Here is a 15,423-nt window from a genome sequence, read left to right as displayed (position 1 = left end):
GTTCTGGGGAGGCTGCAGACTCCCCGGATCCGCTGCGTTCTTCGCGAAGGGAAGTCAGTGAGCCTCTCCCCCACCGAGCAAACCGTCCTCGACCGGATCGACGAGGACCTGCTCGTCCGTACGGCACAGTCGTTGCTCCAGGCAACAGGTCAGAATCCGCCGGGCGACGAAGCGGCAACCGTGGCTGCTTTGAGTGCCGCAGCCACGGACCTCGGCCTGGAGGTGCTTGCGGCTCCTGTCGAGCCCGGCCGCGACAATGTGTCCGTCGTGCTGCCCGGCGGTGATGGACCCGGGCTGCTCCTGCTCGGCCACACGGACGTCGTACCGGTTGGCGAGGGCTGGACCAGGGATCCCTTCGGTGGCGAACTGATCGACGGGCGGCTCTACGGCCGCGGCGCCTCCGACATGAAGGGCGGACTTGCCGCGGCCCTCATCGCACTCGCGGCCCTCCGCGGCGTCCCACTCTCGGGACCGGTCGAGCTGGCCGCGATGGTGGACGAGGAGGAGACCGGCAAGGGCATCCGCTCGTACGTCGAATCGGTCGACCGTTCGTTCCTCGGGTGCATCACGGCGGAACCGACTGATCTCCAGACCATCATCGGCGCTCGGGGCGACTCCTACCTGCGGGTTGAGATCCACGGTCGCGCCAGCCATGCAGGCAACCCGGACGGCGGCGCCAACGCGATCTACGGGGCCGTCGCGGTCGTCGGCGAGATCGAACGTCTGCACGAGGAACTGGCCGCTTCGCCGCATCCGCTGCTCGGGGCGGCGACCTGGAGTGTCGGCCGGATCGACGGTGGCACCGGCGGCTCGATCGTGCCGGCCGAGTGCGTGGTGATCGCGGACCGGCGGTTGCTGCCCGGCGAATCGCCGGACGCCGTACTGGCCGAGCTCCGGGCCAGGGTCGAAGGGCTCGGGCTCTCGCAGCGCGGCCTGACGTTCGACCTCGAGATGCCGATGGAGATGCCGGCCTTCGAAACGGCTTCATCGAGCTCGCTCGTATGGGTCGCGGATGGCGCACTTGCCGATGCGGGCGGTCCAGGTCTGCCGCTCGGTGGCTGGACGGCGGCCTGCGACGGGGGCTTCGTCGCCCGCGACCTCGGCGTACCGGTCATCGTCCTCGGCCCCGGCTCGGTCACCACCCAGGCCCACCGTCCCGACGAATCGGTCGCCGTCACCGAACTCCTCATCGCCGCCCGAACCTACGCCCTCACCGCCCTCCGCCTCCTCGGCCCAGCTTGATCACCCGCACGAGCTCTGCCGACGTAGAGCGGCTGCCAGGACTTGGGCCAAGTGGACCGGGTGGCGGTTCGTGGCGTGGGCGATCTGGGTTCTGCAGCTGAAGCCGTCGGCGACGATCTCTGTAGATGGGTCCGCCGCTCGAACAGCGGGCAGGAGAACGCGCTCTCCGATGCTCTTGGAAACGGCGTAGTGGTCGCGTTCGAAGCCGAAGTTGCCGGCCAGGCCGCAACACCCTGAGTCGGGAATCCGCGCTTCGATGCCCGCGGCCTTCATCAGTTTCCGGTCGGCGTCGAAGCCGAGTACGGCGTGCTGATGGCAATGCGTCTGCACCAGCGCCGCTCCGCCGACCCGCGGCGGCTCCCAATCAGCTCCGCTCAGAAACTCGGAGAACGTTTGCGTCGAACCGGCGACGGCCGCGGCGAGCGGGTTGCCGGCCAGCAGGTCAGGGAGCTCCTGGCGAAGAGCCGCCGTGCAACTCGGCTCGAGCCCGACGATCGGCGTACCGGCGGCCAGATGCGGCGCCAGGACCGCGAGAGAGCGCTCCATGACGCGTCTGGCCGTGCTCAACTGGCCGGTCGAGACCCAGGTGAGACCGCAGCACACTCCCTTGTCCGGCAGCACGACCTCGTACCCCGCGGCCTCGAGCACCTCGACCGCGGCCCGACCGACCTCCGGCGCGAGATAGTTGGTGAACGTGTCCGGCCAGAGCAACACCTTGCCCTGGGCACCAATTTTCTTGCTGCGAGCAACGAACCAGTCGGTGAAGGTCTCTGCCGGAAAGGCCGGCACCTCGCGCTCGGCAGCGATCCCGCCCAGTCGTTTCACCAGCCTCGCCGCGGCCAACCAGTTCGCAAGCCGTGGAGCGCGCGAAGCGAACCGGGACCAGAGCGGGAGCCAGCCCATCGACCAGTGCGACAACGGGCGCGCCCACGGCCGGCGCGCGTAGTGGTGATGGGTGAACTCGGCCTTGTACGTCGCCATGTCGACGTTCACCGGACAGTCCGACTGACACCCCTTGCAGGACAGGCAAAGATCGAGCGCATCGCGCACCTCGGTCGATCGCCAGCCGTCGGTGATCAGGTCACCTTCGAGCATCTCCCACAGCAGGTGCGCCCGTCCACGCGTGGAGTGCAGTTCCTCCCGCGTCACCTGGTAGCTCGGGCACATCACCCCACCGGACGTCTGTCGGCACTTGCCGATCCCGACGCACCGGCGCTGCGCCTGCGCGAAGTCGTGATCGTCGGCCGGGTAGTCGAACATCGTCAACAGCTTGCGATCCTTCGCCGCCCCCTGATGCCGGATGCCGGCGTCCAGCGGCGGCGGATCGACGATCATGTGCGGGTTCATCACGCCGGCCGGATCCCAGATCCGCTTCAGCTCGCCGAACAGCCGCACCCCGTCGGCGCCGTACATGCGAGTCAGCAACTCCGACCTCGCCCGCCCGTCGCCGTGCTCCCCCGACACCGAGCCGCCGAGCTCGACGACGAGGTCCGTGGCCTGCTCGACAAACGCTCGGTACGTGGTGAGACCGCGCCGGCTGAGCAAGTCGAAATCGATCCGCATGTGCATGCAGCCCTCGCCGAAGTGCCCGTACGACGCGCCGGACAACCCGTGCCGGGAAAGGAGGTCGTCGAGCCCACGCAGATAGGCACCAAGGCGTGCAGGCGGTACGGCGGCGTCCTCCCAGCCACCCCAGGCTTCGGCACCGTCGGCTCGCCGAGTCGCCAGACCGGCCGCGTCGGTGCGGCATCGCCAAAGCACCGCCTGCGCTCCGGCCTCGGTCACCAGGGACGCGGTCGCCGGTGAACCCGAGTCGCGGAGTTCCTCGATCAACTGCCTGGCCGCTTCAGCCGCAGCAACCTCGTCGGCACCACCGACCTCGACCAGCAACCACGCACGCCCAGCAGGCAACCCCGCCTGTACTGCGGCCTCCCGCACCTCGGTCGGCAATCGCTCGACCAAGTCGGAGTTGATCGACTCCATTGTCAGCGGGCCGTGTCGCAACACGACCGGGACACAGTCCGCCGACGTGATCGAGTCGACGAATCCGAGCACACACAAAACCTTTGCCGCCGGCAACGGAGTCAGCGCGATCGTCGCCCGCAGCATCGCCGCAAACCCGCCCTCACTCCCAGCCATCAGCCTCGCGACATCGAACCCGTACTCCGGCAGCAACCGATGCAACGCATAGCCCGAGATCTGCCGGCTGAACTGCCCGAAGCGCCGCCGGATCAGTAACTCGTTCCGCTCCACCAACTCATGCAAGGCACGCTCGATCGAGAACGCTCGCTCACCACGCAGCTCGGCACCGTCGATGCGCAGCCTCGTCCCATCGGCGAGAACCAGGTCAAGACCCAGCAGGTTGTCCGCCGTCGTACCCCAGGCAACCGAATGCGCCCCACACGCGTTGTTGGCGATCATCCCGCCGAGCGTCGCCCGCGAGCCCGACGACGGATCCGCCCCGAACGCCAGCCCGTACGGCCTCGCCGCCGCCAGCAAATCGGTCAGCACCACGCCCGGCTCCACCACCGCACGCCGCCGCTCGGCATCGATCTCGAGGATCCGATTCACGTGCCGCGACCCGTCGATCACCACCCCGCCGATCGCGTTCCCTGCCATCGACGTACCGCCGCCGCGCAGTACGACGGGCGCTCCCGCGGCCGCGACCAGGCTCACCGCGCCGGCGAGATCCTCCTGATCGGCAGGCACTACGACGAGGTCCGGCACCGCCCGGTAGTTCGAACCATCGGCCGCGTACAACGCTCGGCTCCGCGCGTCCGACGCAACCGAGCCACGCAGTTCCTTGCTCAACGCCCGCTGCAATGCCGCCACGTCAAAGCCGGGACTCACCACACACCACAATCTACCTATCAGCGTCGCCTGACCGTCCCACTAGGATCTCGGCATGCCTCTGCTTGTGGAGCCGGCGCTGCCCGAGGGAACGCTCCGGGACGGCGCCCAGCCCCAGCTCGCGACCAGCGACGGCCTGGTACTACGGCCCTGGCGAGCAGGCGACGCCCCAGTCGTCCAGCAGGCCTTCTCGTGTCCGGACATCCAGCGCTGGCATGTCCGGCGACTCGACAGCCTCGACGAAGCAGTCGAATGGACCAGGCAGTGGGCCGGTCACTGGGACACCGAGAGCTCGGCGAGCTGGGCCGTCGTCGACAGCGACGACCAGCCACTCGGCCAGATCGGCCTCCGCAACATCTCGCTGGCCGAAGCGTCCGCCGACCTCTCCTACTGGGTGATCCCCGCAGCCCGTGGCCGGTCCATCGCCACGCAATCCGTGAACGCCTTGTCAGCTTGGTCTTTCGGCCACCTCGGCTTCCACCGCCTCTCCATCCACCACTCCACGGCAAACACCGCCTCCTGCAAGGTCGCCGAGCGCACCGGCTATCCGCTCGAGGGAATGATGCGGCAAGCCATCAAACACGCAGACGGCTGGCACGACTGGCACCTCCACGGCCGCCTCGCCACCGACCACCAGAGCTAGTACCCGGGGGGTTGACCCTGACACGGTGTCAGACCGTACTGCTGGCCTCATGAACGAATTCCGTACTGCGCAGCAGGCGGCCGATGCGATCAGCGCCGGCCAGGCCTCGTCCCGTGAGCTCACCGAGGAACTCCTCGCCAGGATCGCCGCCGACACGGAGGTGAATGCCATCGTGGAGACGCGTCCGGAGTACGCGCTGCGCCAGGCGACGGTCGCCGACCAGGCGGTCGCGTCGGGCGTTGCCCTCGGCCCGCTGCACGGCGTACCGATGACTGTGAAGGATGCGATCAACGTCGCAGGTCTGCGGACGACGTGGGGTGATCCTGCCTTCGCCGACTATGTGCCTGACACGTCTGCGACGCTTGTCGAGCGACTGGCCGGAGCCGGCGCGATCATCGTCGGCAAGAGCAACGTGCACACGATGCTCGGCGACTTCGGCCAGACCAGCAACGAGCTCTACGGCCGTACGAACAACCCGCACGATCTCACGCGGACGCCGGGTGGCTCCAGCGGGGGCGGTGCCGCGGCACTCGCGGCCGGGCTGACCTACCTGGAGTACGGCTCCGACCTGGTCGGCTCGATCCGCCTTCCTGCGGCCTACTGCGGCGTGTACGGCGTCAAGCCGACCGCTGGCGTCGTACCGCTGGACGGCTTCCAGCCACCCGGCCCACCAGCGCCCGCCACCGAGTTCCCCACGCTGTCGAGCGTAGGCCCGCTCGCCCGGTCGGCGGCCGATCTGCGGACCGCACTCCAAGTCACCGGCGGTCCGCTGGGCAAGGCGATGTCATGGCGACTGGAGCCACCACGCCACCGCAAGGTCCACGAGTACCGCGTGGGCTTCGTCCTCGACCACCCTGACGCACCGGTGACAGCTCAGGTCGGTGCGGCGCTGTCCGACCAGATCGACTCGCTCGCCCGGCAAGGTGTGAAGCTCGTCGAGGGCTGGCCCGAGGGTGTCGATCCGAGCGCTCAGGCAGAGGACTTCGGCTTCCAGGTCGGGCTCTTCTTCGCGCTGAACGGCGGCGGCGACGAGGACTTCGCGAGTCTGCGGCAGATCCTCGACCACGAGCACCGGCGACTGGCGACGAGGGCGACCTGGCAGGCGTACTTCGAGGATGTCGACGTCCTCATCTGCCCGACCAGCTTCACGGCCGCCTTCCCTCATGACGACCGCCCGTTCGACGAACGCACGATCGACGGCCGCCCCTACGACGCGCAGGTGTTCTGGATCTCGCACGCCTCGCTGACCGGACTGCCCGCGGTGAGCATGCCGATCGAGTCCAGCGGTCTGCCTGTCGGAGCCCAGGTGATCGGCCCGTTCCACGAGGACGACACCGCGATCACCTTCGCGGACCTCGTTGCTGGTTCACTCTGAATCATGTTCGCGATCGGGGACTTCGCCCGGCACGGCCGGGTGTCGGTACGGATGCTGCGCCACTACGACGCCATCGGCCTGCTCCGGCCCGCCCACGTCGACGAGGCAACGGGGTACCGCAGCTACGAGGCCGCACAACTGGCGGATCTGAACCGGATCGTCGCGCTCAAGGATCTCGGCTTCACGCTCGAGCAGGTCCGCACGATGCTGGCCGATGAGATCAGCCTGGTCGAGGTCCGTGCGATGCTCGCGCTACGCCGCGCGGAACTCGAAGCCGAGGTGGCCGAGAGCGCCGCGCGGCTCACGCAGGTCGAGTCGCGCTTGCACAGCATCGAGCTGGGCAACGAAGTACCGGCTGTGGTCCTGAAGGACCTGCCGGCCACCCGGTACGTCGCCCTCGAAGGTGTCGCGGAGGACTTCAGGCCGGAGCAGATCGGCCCGGTGATCCGGCCGCTGTGCGCCGAGCTCGGTCAACGGTTGCCTGGGGCAACAGGCGTCGTACCGTCCGGCCGGTTGACCTGTTTCTACGAGACGTCCGGCGACCAGGTGAGGCTGCAGGCCGCAGTACCGGCTGCAGTCCCGTACGACGGAGAGCTGAACGGACTCAGTGTGGTCGACACACCGGCCGTGCGGGCTGCGACTCTGGTGCATCGAGGGCCCATCGATGAGGTACTCCCCGCGTGGCAGGCACTGGCTCGCTGGATCGACGACAACGGCCACCGTTCGAGCGGCCCGGCGCGTGAGCTCTACCTGGACTGCCCCGAAGACCCCGCTCAGTGGGTCACCGAGTTACAGGAGCCACTCACCGCTCCTCAGGGGGAACCATCGCCGCCAGGCCGCTGATCATGACCTGGAGGCCGAACTCGAAGCGCTCGTCACCCAGTGCACCGGCAGTGAGTGCACCAGCCAGCGCCACAGTGAACGGGTAGCGGTCGGCCGGCAGACTCGCGAAATGGTGCCGCATGCCGGCCACGAACGACTCCACATCGTCCACCGTCCAGCCGCTGGCACCTTGCACGCTCTCCTCGAAGGCGACCGCGGTCACGTAGAGATGGAGCATGTCGATCGCCCACGCCGCCGCCTGATCCGGCACCCGGCCGGCCTTGAGGATCGCGAGCATCGCCTCGGTGCTGTCCAGGGCGCGCTCCCCCAGCGGCACCTGCCCGATGGCCGCCCGGGCCACGCCGGGATTGGCCCGCATCACCTCGAGCGTCGACCGCAGCATGTCCTTCAGCTGTTCCTGCCACCTGGCCGGATCGGCCACCGGTAGCTCGATGTCGGCCGCGGCCCGGTCGACCAGCAACTGATCGAGTTCTCGCTTGTTCGCCACATGCGCGTAGAGCGAGGCGGGGCCGGTCTCGAGCGACTGCGCGACCTTGCGCATCGAGACCGCCTCGTAGCCCTGGTCGAGCAGGATCCGCATCGCCGCGTCGACGATCCGTTCGCGGTTCAGCGGCGTACGGGCGGGACGGGCCGGCTTCTCGGGGCTGAGCGGCTGCCACGGCGATGGGTTCATGCGACCACTGTAGCGAACACCGTACTTGACGGGAACACTGTTCGCATGTAGAACATTGTTCGTTCACGAACACCGTTCGAATTGTAGGAGCCACCGATGAGCACCTCCCTCACCACCGACACCGCCCCGCCCCCGGGCCCCGAACAGACCGCGCCCGCCACCGGTACGGCGTACAAGTGGCGCTGGATCGTGCTCGGCACCGTGCTGCTCGCCGAGATCATGGACCTCGTCGACGCCACCATCGTCAACATCGCCGCCCCCTCGATCCGGGCCGAACTGGGCGGCTCCGAATCCGCGCTGCAGTGGATGCTGGCCGGGTACACGCTGGCGTTCGCGATCGGCCTGATCACGTTCGGGCGGCTCGGCGACCTGGTCGGGCGGCGCCGGCTGTTCCTGATCGGCGCGGTCGGGTTCACCATCGCCTCCGCACTCTGCGGGCTCGCGACCTCACCCGAACTGCTGATCGGCAGCCGGGTCGCCCAAGGGCTCCTCGGCGCGGTGATGATCCCGCAGGGCTTCGCCATCCTGAAGTCCGTCTTCCCGGCCGAGGAGACCGGTAAGGCGTTCGGCATGTTCGGCCCCGTGATGGGGCTGTCCGCGGTCGCCGGTCCGGTCATCGCCGGCCTGCTGATCAAGGCGGACCTGTTCGGCACCGGCTGGCGGATGATCTTCTTCATCAACGTGCCGCTCGGCATTCTGGCCGTGCTCGGAGCACTGCGGTTCATGCCCGAGCTGAAGACGCCGGGCGCCACCCGGCTCGACGCGGCCGGCGTGATCCTGGTCAGCCTGGCCAGCGGCCTGCTGATCTACCCGCTGGTGCAAGGCCGCGAGCTCGACTGGCCGGCCTGGACGATCGCGATGATCATCTCGTCCTTCGCCGTGTTCGCTCTGTTCGGCTGGCGCGAGCGCCGGTCCGGCAACCCGGTGATCGACCCGTCGCTGTTCCGCAACCGTGGGTACGTCGCGGGTCTCGGCGTGATCACCACGTTCTTCCTGGCGATGTCCGGCTTTATGCTGGTGTTCAACCTGTTCACCCAGCTCGGCCTGCACTACAGCCCGCTGCGAGCTGGCCTCGCGATGGTGCCGTTCTCGCTGGGCATCGCGATCGGCGCCCCGCTCTCGGCCGGCTTGCTGGCCCCGCGGTTCGGCCGGAAGGCGCTCCAGCTCGGCATTGTCGTGATGGCGATCGCGACGACCGGAGTCTGGTTCACTCTGCACCACTACGGCGTGCAGACCACGATCTGGAACCTGGTGCCGGCGACGCTGGTGATGGGGATCGGCTCGGGCATGGTGTTCGCGCCGCTGTTCGACATCATCCTGGCCTCGATCGACGACAAAGCGGCCGGCTCGGCGTCCGGCGTACTGACCTCGATGCAGCAGTTCGGCGGTGCGATCGGAGTCGCGGTGATCGGCACGGTGTTCTTCCAGCTGATCCCGGCCCACCAGTTCCTCGGCGCCACGAAGACCAGCACGCTGGTCGCCGTCGGCCTGCTGGTGATCAGCCTGCTGGTGACCTTCGCCCTCCCGCGGCGGGCCCGCGAAGACGCCGCTCAGTAGACACGACGAAGCCCCGCTCACCTCTGGGTGAGCGGGGCTTCGGCGTTGCTAACTCAGTTCGGGGCTAGCTCAGTTCGGGGCTAGCTCAGTTCGGGGCTAGCTCAGTTGAACGAGTCGCCGCAGGCGCACGAACCGGTCGCGTTCGGGTTGTCGATCGTGAAGCCCTGCTTCTCGATCGTGTCCACGAAGTCGATCGAGGCACCCTTGAGGTACGGCGCGCTCATCCGGTCCGTCACGACGCTGACGCCGTCGAAGTCGGCCACCACGTCACCGTCGAGCTGACGCTCGTCGAAGAACAGCTGGTACCGCAGGCCGGAGCAACCACCCGGCTGCACGGCGACCCGCAGGGCGAGGTCGTCGCGACCTTCCTGGTCCAGCAGCGCCTTCACCTTGGCAGCCGCACCGTCGGTCAGCAGGATGCCGGTGGCCGTCGACGCGTCAACAGCCTGCTCGGTCTGCGCTTCAGTCATTCCTGACTCCAGTCATCTCTTGAGCGCCCGGCCGCTGTGGGCAGCACGCCGCGCGCGGAAGTTCCGCCGTCATCCGGGCCAACAACCGCCGCCCCGGAACCATTCCCATGGTCGCACACCAATTTGCAGGATCAACCACGCGTCCGGCGCTCAGCGGGCCCAGGTCTTGGCGACCCGCTCGGCCACGGCGGCCAGCGAACCGTGCGGATCGGCGAACGCGCGCTCCTCGCCGACCGCGTCGATCAGCGAATACGCGGACTCCACGCCCATCGTGCGCATCTCCCGCGACCCGATCTGCACCTTTCCCGCCAGTACTACGCAGGGCCGCATCGCCTCGTTGGCCACCTTCGCCACGCCCGCGATCACCTTGCCGTCGCGGGACTGGAAGTCGAACGCCCCTTCGCCGGAGATCACCAGGTCGACCCGGCCCGCCTTCTCGCGCAGCCCTGTGAGTTCGGCCACGAGGTCGATCCCCGATACGCGTTCGGCACCGAGCAGCAACAGTGCGTAACCAAGACCACCCGCCGCACCCGCGCCCTTCGCGTCAGCGGTCTTCCGGCCGGCCAACTCGGCGAACTTGGTCAGCCAGCCGTCGACGGCCGGCTTCCGCTCGTCCGAGATGCCTTTCTGGCTGCCGAAGATGTTGGTCGCGCCGCGCAACCCGAGCATCGGATTCTCCACGTCGCTCGCCGCCACGAACTCGATCCCGGCCGCCCTGGTCCGCGCCGGTTCCAGGTCCACCTCGGTCAAGTTCGCGAGGCCGGCAGCCCCCTTGCTGAGGTCGCCTCCTACTGCGGTGGCGCCGAGCGCGGCGAGGAGGCCTGCGCCCGCGTCGTTCGTCCCCGAACCGCCGAGGCCCAGGATGATCCGCTTCGCTCCGGCGTCGACGGCTGCCGCAATCAACTGGCCCACGCCGTACGTCGTCGCGTCCTCGGGCCGCCGGTCCTTCGGCTCGACCAAATGCAACCCGCATGCCTGCGCGGTCTCGACGTACGCCGTTTCGCCCGCGACGAGCACCGTCGCCGGAACCTCGTCACCAAGCGGCCCGCGCACGGTGACCGACAGCAGCGTGCCGTCGACCACGGCGGACAGCACATCGATGAACCCAGGGCCGCCGTCGGCCATCGGCGCCACCAGCACCTCAGCCTCCGGATCCCGCCGCCGCCACCCTTCCTCGATCGCGGCCGCGGCCTCAACAGCCGTCAACGTCCCAGCAAACTTGTCCGGAGCAATCAGCACGCGCATACCGCCCATCTTTCCCTACTGGGTCGCCACCCCCGCCCACCCCACTTCCCCGCGGACACCCCCATCGCCGCCACCCCACCTCCCCGCGGACACCCCATCGCCACCTCCCCAGCATCGGCCTCGGAAAGACGGCCTTCGTCGGCGAACCTCGTGGAGGGCATGATCGGGCGGGTGACTGACACGACAGCCCGGAAGCAGACGACCCATGAGTACGGCGAGCGGATCGGGGCGACCGCGGTACTGCGGGTCGGCGCGGCCGCGGCTGTGCTCGACGGCGACCGGTTGTTGTTGACCAGGCGCAGCGACAACGGCGAGTGGTGCCTTCCGGGCGGCGGAGTCGATCCCGGTGAACGTCCTGCGGAGACCGCTCAGCGGGAGGTGCTGGAGGAGACCGGGCTGGCCGTGCGAGTAACCGATCTGCTCGGGGTGTACTCCGACCCTGATGTGGTCGTCTCCTATCCGGACGGCAACCGCGCGCAGATCGTCGGCATCCTGTTCCGCGCGGAGCAGGTCGAAGGCACCGCGGGTTTGTCGGACGAGGTCACCGAGGTCGGCTGGTTCACCGCCGAGGAGGCTGCGCAGCTGACCCTCATTGCCAACCACGTGCCGCTGCTCCCCACCGCCTTCGGAACAGATCGGCCCTACTTCAACGAGCCCGTGAACTGACCCCAGTAAGACCAAGGTGACTCACCACCGCGTTGGCAGCCCGACGACCTGACACCAGCGCTCCCTGGATGGACGCAGTGTCTCGGTAGTCCCCAGCGACGAACAGTCCTTCGCCCAGCTCGACCGACTGCCTTGCGACCAGCGGAGCCGGTTGTTCCGGCAGTGCCGCCGGGATGTCGTGTCGCACGACCAGGTCCCAGCCACCGGCCGACTGCCCGTACATCCGGCTCAATTGGATCCGCACCTCGCTCTCGACCGCTGCGGTCGGCCAGAGCGTCGTCGCTTGAACCAGATGGCTGCCGGGCGGCGCATACGACGGGGCAACGTTCGAGACCACTGCGGTGTTCACGACCGGCCCGTCCTGCTTACCGTCGACCAGCAACAACTTGTCCGAGCGCGGCGCTTCGTCCGTCGCGAACCAGTAGGTACTGAGGCCCTTCATCCGCGGCGTCTTCAACGGTACGAGTTCTGCAGCCGGGTCGGTGGCGATCACCACGGCCTTCGCTTCCAGCCTGCCGTCAGTCGTGTCGACCGATGGACCACCAGCAATCGCGGTGGCCGCCACTCCGAGCCGCACTGGGTCGTGGAGGCGCGCAGCCAACTGCTGCGGCAACGCGGCCATCCCGGCGGCCGGCAGACCCGGCGTACCGAGGAGGAAGGCGCGCAGTAGAAGCCTTACGAAGGCAGCCGAGGTCGTGCCGTCGTCCGACGCCAGTACACCGGCCAGGAAGGGCTCGAGGATCTCCGAGCGCAGCCTGCCGGAGACACCGGCTTTGTCGAGTGACTCGGCCAGCGGCTCGTCACTGCCGGCAAGCAGGCGAGGCACCTTGCCAAGCGCGGGCGCTGCCCAGGCCGCCAGCCGAGCCAGTTCGGCCGGCCTGACGTACCCGCTGAGCAGCGAGCGACCGATCAGCTCGGGGTTGCGTCTGGGGTCGGCAACCACCGCAGTACGGCCGTGTGACGCGACAGCGACCCCAGCTGCGAAGGAATGGAGGTCGAGGGCCGGCAGGTCGACGTACCGCTGCACTGCGGGGTAGGACGGGTTCAGTAGCTGGAAGCCACGATCACAGCGGTAGCCGTCGATCACGTCGGTGCGAATGCGGCCGCCGACAGCGTCGGACGCTTCCAGCACGGCGACGGACAGCCCTCGATCCTGGAGGGCGACAGCGCAGTTGAGACCTGCCAGTCCAGCACCGACAACGACGACATCAGCCATGCCGTGATGCTTGCACAGGGCATCGTCATCGGGCGCGTGGACGCGTGTGCGACGAGCGGCGGTAATTTCGCATTCTGGGCAGTGAGGTGCACCACGCGGTACGAGACCTCCCTCATGGCACGATGGTTGACGTGACGACCACCGCAACCGGTTCGAAGTCCCTTCCCCTGCTGTTCCTGGGTCGCGACACCGACCCGCACTCCGAGCGCGGAGTCGAATGCCCGGGGGCACTTCCGCCGGCTTCCGACCCGGACCTCGTCGAGCGGGCGCTGAAGGCCAAGGCCGCGCTCAGCGACCAGGTGTTCGTGCTCGGTCACCACTACCAGCGCGACGAGGTGATCCAGTTCGCCGACGTCACCGGTGACTCCTTCAAGCTGGCGCGCGACGCCGCGGCCCGCCCGGATGCGCCCTACATCGTGTTCTGCGGCGTCCACTTCATGGCCGAGTCCGCCGACATCCTCACCAACGAGAACCAGACGGTGATCCTGCCCGACCTCGCGGCCGGCTGCTCGATGGCCGACATGGCCCGGATCCAGCAGGTCGAGGCGGCCTGGGACGCCCTGGCCGACGCCGGGATCGCGGACGTGACCGTACCCGTCACGTACATGAACTCCAGCGCCGACATCAAGGCGTTCTGCGGCCGCAACGGCGGAGCGGTCTGTACGTCGAGCAACGCGGACGTCGCGCTCGAGTGGGCCTTCCAGCAGGGCGAGAAGGTGCTGTTCCTGCCCGACCAGCATCTCGGCCGCAACACCGCCGTACTGAAGATGGGCATCAGCCTCGACGAATGCGTCGTGTACGACCCGCACAAGCCGGGCGGTGGCCTGACACGTGAGCAACTCGCGGCCGCCAAGATGATTCTGTGGCGCGGGCACTGCTCGGTGCACGGCCGGTTCACGGCGGCGTCGGTCGACGACGTCCGCGCGCGAGTGCCCGAGGTCAAGGTCATCGTGCACCCCGAGTGTCAGCACGAGGTCGTCACCAAGGCCGACCTGGTCGGCTCGACGGAGTACATCATCAAGACCCTCGACGAAGCAGAGCCCGGTACGACGTGGGCCGTCGGCACCGAACTGAACCTCGTGCAGCGGATGGCGAAGCAGCACACCGACAAGAACATCCTCTTCCTGGACAAGACGGTCTGCTACTGCGCGACGATGAACCGCATCGACCTCCCCCACTTCGTCTGGGCCCTGGAGAACCTCGTCGCCGGCACTGTCGTCAACCCGATCAAGGTCGACCCCGACACCGAGAAGTACGCCAAGATCGCCCTCGACCGCATGCTCGCCCTCCCCGGCCGCTCCCACCGCGACTAGCCGTAGGTTTCAGCGGCTAATCGACAGTCCTTCAAATGAAGGATGCAGGTGCTTCGGCGGCTTCGGTTGCGTGGTTCAGCGGCTGGCGGGTTGGGTGGAGTACCAGTCGGCGAGGATGGCGGGCAGGCGATCGGGCGCCCAGCGGGTGACCGGGTCGATCCTTCGCGTGATGTTGCCCAAGGCATCAGCCAGCGCGCCGACGACATCACCGCGCCACGGGACGACCGCACCCTCGCCCGGCCCGACCAGCGCAGCCGGTGCACCACGATCCAGACAGACCACCGGGCATCCACGCGCCAGCGACTCCGCGATCGTCCACGCCGCCGGCGCTCTCAACCACGGCGCCAGCAACGCATCCGCTCGCAGCAAGGAAGTCAGCACCTGCGCCCGCGGTACGTCGCCACGAAACTCCACCCGATCCCGTACGCCGAGGCGCTCGGCCAACCGCTCCGCTCGACGCCAGTCCGGTCCATCCCCCATCACCCGCAACTCCCACCGCGCCGCCGCCGGACGAGCGAGCGCGTTGATCGCGAGCAACAGCCCCTTGTCCGGTACGAGCCGACCAGCGAACACCGCAGTACTGGTGCCCTCAGCACCGAACCCGTCGCCCGGCCCTCCCCCACCGGTCACCGGCCGGATCGCGACCATCGGCTCGACGATCACTCGGCGATCCAGCCGCGCCGCAACATCGTTGTCCTGAGCAACCACCAGATCGGCCTGCCGGGCAGCTCTGCGACTGAACATCCACCGAGTCACGGCCGCACCGATCCGGCGTCCCAACTCAGCCAGCAGACCGCCCTGCCCGAGCCAGTGCGTGAGACTCAACGGAATCGGCGTCGGCAGACTGACCGGCCCCCAGATCACCCGCACCCGGCCCGACGTCGCCGTACCGGTAGGAACGCCCCGCTGGCCGACGGTCAGATGATGGATCACCGCGAAGTCGTGTTCGTCATGCAAACGTTGGACTTTGCGAGCAGCATGACGGAACCACAGCGAATCGGACCACCAGTAGTCCCGCCGCCATGGCAGGTCCAACGGCACCACGATGAGCCCTGGTACGGGCCGCACCACCAACTCCTTGCGGATCAGCTCCGCCGAATCGCCCCGGGTGACCAACCAGACCTCATGATCACGCGCCGCCGCCTTGCACCACGCCCAAGTGGCGCCTGCCTCACGGCGATCACCCGGGCTGCATCTGATGGCGCTGACCAGAATCTTCATCCGACCGCCTGCCCCATCGGACTGGAACCCTTCATACCTGACCCCCCAGGTCGTCCCCCGCCGGCCGATACCTAGAACGGACGTCGAACTCCGAGAGTAGGACAGCTCC

Annotated in this window: 13 protein-coding genes; 7 read left to right on the top strand and 6 right to left on the bottom strand. The window is 68.3% G+C overall.

All coding sequences use genetic code 11. The annotated features are described in order from the left end of the window. Nucleotides 1–57 precede the first annotated feature (57 nt). Complete coding sequence (locus DIZ26_RS11550; protein ID WP_112240261.1) at nt 58–1,242, top strand: M20 family metallopeptidase; 1,185 nt, start codon at nt 58–60, stop codon at nt 1,240–1,242. Here the strand turns inward: DIZ26_RS11550 and DIZ26_RS11545 are convergent, their stop codons facing one another. Then, entirely contained in the window at nt 1,243–4,092 is a 2,850-nt protein-coding gene (locus DIZ26_RS11545) for an FAD-binding and (Fe-S)-binding domain-containing protein (protein WP_232828271.1), read from the bottom strand. 55 nt (nt 4,093–4,147) lie between these two features. Here DIZ26_RS11545 and DIZ26_RS11540 point away from each other — a divergent pair, with 55 nt between their 5' ends. Genes DIZ26_RS11540 through DIZ26_RS11530 form a run of 3 tightly spaced genes read left to right on the top strand, consistent with a single transcriptional unit; the run spans nt 4,148 to nt 6,953 of the window. Beyond that, entirely contained in the window at nt 4,148–4,735 is a 588-nt protein-coding gene (locus tag DIZ26_RS11540; protein WP_112240257.1) for a GNAT family N-acetyltransferase, read from the top strand. Between the two features lie 49 nt (nt 4,736–4,784). Then, nucleotides 4,785–6,110, top strand: coding sequence for an amidase family protein (locus DIZ26_RS11535; RefSeq protein ID WP_112240255.1), 1,326 nt, complete (start codon nt 4,785–4,787; stop codon nt 6,108–6,110). A 3-nt stretch (nt 6,111–6,113) separates the two neighbouring features. Continuing rightward, nucleotides 6,114–6,953, top strand: coding sequence for a MerR family transcriptional regulator (locus DIZ26_RS11530; RefSeq protein ID WP_112240253.1), 840 nt, complete (start codon nt 6,114–6,116; stop codon nt 6,951–6,953). On the opposite strand, the gene DIZ26_RS11525 is transcribed toward DIZ26_RS11530, so the two are convergent. Further along, nucleotides 6,913–7,626: a TetR/AcrR family transcriptional regulator gene (locus tag DIZ26_RS11525; RefSeq protein WP_112240251.1), complete on the bottom strand. Its 714-nt coding sequence runs from the start codon at nt 7,624–7,626 to the stop codon at nt 6,913–6,915. The genes DIZ26_RS11530 and DIZ26_RS11525 overlap by 41 nt on opposite strands. A gap of 96 nt (nt 7,627–7,722) precedes the next feature. Here DIZ26_RS11525 and DIZ26_RS11520 point away from each other — a divergent pair, with 96 nt between their 5' ends. Next, nucleotides 7,723–9,183 (top strand): DHA2 family efflux MFS transporter permease subunit, encoded by a 1,461-nt coding sequence (locus DIZ26_RS11520; protein ID WP_112240249.1) that lies wholly within the window; start codon nt 7,723–7,725, stop codon nt 9,181–9,183. 101 nt (nt 9,184–9,284) lie between these two features. On the opposite strand, the gene DIZ26_RS11515 is transcribed toward DIZ26_RS11520, so the two are convergent. Continuing rightward, nucleotides 9,285–9,653 (bottom strand): HesB/IscA family protein, encoded by a 369-nt coding sequence (locus DIZ26_RS11515; protein ID WP_112240247.1) that lies wholly within the window; start codon nt 9,651–9,653, stop codon nt 9,285–9,287. 150 nt (nt 9,654–9,803) lie between these two features. Continuing rightward, nucleotides 9,804–10,898 (bottom strand): glycerate kinase family protein, encoded by a 1,095-nt coding sequence (locus DIZ26_RS11510; protein WP_112240245.1) that lies wholly within the window; start codon nt 10,896–10,898, stop codon nt 9,804–9,806. 171 nt (nt 10,899–11,069) lie between these two features. Between DIZ26_RS11510 and DIZ26_RS11505 the strand changes: the two genes are divergently transcribed. Next, a complete protein-coding gene (locus DIZ26_RS11505; RefSeq protein WP_232828270.1) occupies nt 11,070–11,564 on the top strand; it encodes an NUDIX domain-containing protein in 495 nt (164 codons plus the stop codon). On the opposite strand, the gene DIZ26_RS11500 is transcribed toward DIZ26_RS11505, so the two are convergent. Further along, the gene (locus tag DIZ26_RS11500) at nt 11,545–12,780 is read right to left on the bottom strand and encodes an NAD(P)/FAD-dependent oxidoreductase (RefSeq protein WP_112240241.1); all 1,236 of its coding nucleotides are present in this window, start codon (nt 12,778–12,780) and stop codon (nt 11,545–11,547) included. The two genes, DIZ26_RS11505 and DIZ26_RS11500, sit on opposite strands and share 20 nt — an antisense overlap. A gap of 131 nt (nt 12,781–12,911) precedes the next feature. Here DIZ26_RS11500 and nadA point away from each other — a divergent pair, with 131 nt between their 5' ends. After that, nucleotides 12,912–14,093, top strand: a complete 1,182-nt coding sequence (gene nadA, locus DIZ26_RS11495; protein WP_112241093.1) for a quinolinate synthase NadA — start codon at nt 12,912–12,914, stop codon at nt 14,091–14,093. 75 nt (nt 14,094–14,168) lie between these two features. On the opposite strand, the gene DIZ26_RS11490 is transcribed toward nadA, so the two are convergent. Continuing rightward, nucleotides 14,169–15,314, bottom strand: coding sequence for a glycosyltransferase family 4 protein (locus DIZ26_RS11490; protein WP_112240239.1), 1,146 nt, complete (start codon nt 15,312–15,314; stop codon nt 14,169–14,171). Between the last annotated feature and the right edge of the window lie 109 nt (nt 15,315–15,423).

This window comes from Kribbella monticola (assembly GCF_003261635.1).
Lineage (GTDB): Bacteria > Actinomycetota > Actinomycetes > Propionibacteriales > Kribbellaceae > Kribbella > Kribbella monticola.
The sequence above is the reverse complement of the archived record's forward strand: the minus strand, read 5'-3'. Positions and strand labels throughout refer to the sequence as shown.